The organism is Pirellulales bacterium (assembly GCA_035939775.1).
GTDB lineage: Bacteria > Planctomycetota > Planctomycetia > Pirellulales > DATAWG01 > DASZFO01.
Window position 1 is genome coordinate 1 of sequence record DASZFO010000066.1, and the last position, 1,760, is coordinate 1,760.

At 60.1% G+C, this 1,760-nt stretch carries 2 protein-coding genes; one reads left to right on the top strand and one right to left on the bottom strand.

The features are described 5' to 3' along the window. A partial coding sequence (locus VGY55_03660; GenBank protein ID HEV2969061.1) for a peptide chain release factor 3 occupies positions 1–1,257 on the bottom strand: 1,257 nt, incomplete at its 3' end. 155 nt (positions 1,258–1,412) lie between these two features. On the opposite strand from VGY55_03660, the gene VGY55_03665 reads away from it, so the two are divergent. Next, positions 1,413–1,682 carry a hypothetical protein gene (locus VGY55_03665; protein HEV2969062.1) on the top strand — a complete coding sequence of 90 codons (270 nt, stop codon included), beginning with the start codon at positions 1,413–1,415 and terminating at the stop codon, positions 1,680–1,682. The last annotated feature ends 78 nt before the right edge of the window (positions 1,683–1,760 follow it).

The window sequence follows — 1,760 nt, forward strand, 5'->3', positions numbered from 1 at the left end:
GAGCTTCTTGGCCCTCATGGCATCGGTCAAACGAACCCGGCGCAAGATCTCCGGCGCGAAGTTCGGTACGCCGACAAAGTTGAATTCCTCGCCTTCCGTCAGGGTGTCGCCGATGCGCAGCGTGCCGTGATTGGGTATGCCAACCACGTCGCCGGCGAAAGCCTCCTCGGCGAGGGCGCGATCCTGGGCAAAGAAAAATTGGGGAGCGTGCAGGCTGATGGTCTTGCCCGTTCGCACTTGCTTGACCTTCATGCCGCGGGTGAGCTTGCCGGAGCAAAGCCGCACGAAGGCGATACGGTCGCGATGGTTCGGATCCATGTTCGCCTGAATCTTGAAAACGAATGCGGACGTGCCGGGTTCAGTGGCCGCGACGACCCGCTTGTCGGCGGTCTGCGCCCGCGGCGCCGGCGCGATGGCGGCAAGCGCATTGAGCAGATCGCCGACGCCGAAATTTTTGAGCGCACTACCGAAGAAGACCGGAGTCAGGTGGCCTTCGGCAAAGGCGCGCGGATCGAACCGCTTGCAAGCATGGCGCACGAGATCGAATTCCGCGCCAAATGCCGCCGCGTCGAGACCGGGGTTCAGAGCGGTGATTTCGGCGATCGTCATGGCGCGCAGCGTGCCGGCCGATCCCGCATCGCCGTCCAGCAAGCGCACGCCACCGGACTCGACGTCGATTGTGCCGACAAAATCACGCCCGCGTCCGACCGGCCAAGTGATCGGCGCGGTATCGAGCGCGAGCGTTTTCTCGATCTCATCGACGAGGTCGAACGGGTCGCGGCTCTCGCGGTCCATCTTGTTGATGAATGTAATGATCGGAATGTCGCGCAGCCGGCAGACCTCGAACAGCTTGCGCGTCCGCGGCTCGATGCCCTTGGCGGCGTCGATCACCATCACGGCAGAATCGACCGCCGTGAGGGTCCGATAAGTATCTTCGGAGAAATCCTCGTGGCCGGGCGTATCAAGCAGGTTGAACACACGGCCGTCGTACTCGAAGGTCATCACCGAGGTAACGACGGAAATCCCGCGCTCACGCTCAATGCTCATCCAGTCTGAACGCGTGGAGCGCCGGTTGCGCTTGGCCTTGACCTGGCCGGCAAGCTGAATCGCACCCCCGAACAACAGCAGCTTCTCCGTCAATGTCGTCTTGCCCGCATCCGGGTGGGAGATGATCGCAAAGGTACGTCGTCGCTCGACCTCGGTCGCAAAGGACGACAGAGCTGGGGTGCCCTCGGGGGCGCGGATGGGCATGTTCATGGCGGGCTGGATGTGGCATCTCAAGCCACCCAGATCAAGCTTTGCGAGGAGGACTGCTCTCGAAACAAGCTTGCCTGCGATTTCCCGCTACCTACTCTAAGGACCACGAACACGTCTGCTTAGCTCTAGGAAAGAGCATTGCTTTAGGAAAGACCATGGCCAGCGACAACAAAATAACCAAAGCCGATCACGCTCCAAAGAGCGAGCCCGCCGCAAAGGACAAAAGCACTTCAGGTGAAGCCACAGCTAAAACCGAAGCTAAAACCGAAGCCAAAACCGAAGCCAAAGCCGAGAGCGGCGAGAAAGTTGCCGCTGCGCCTTCAGGCTACAGCCGAGGCGAAGGCCAGAAACCGGTCAGCGCCGCCTACAAGGAAAACTGGAACGCGATTTTCGCGAAGAAGAACGCCAAGAAGAAAAAGCGATAAGCCTCCTACGTCTTTTCTGAATCCGAGGACATCGTTCTGAAATAATGTTCGGCGTGTTGGTAGTAGCTCTCTGCCCCG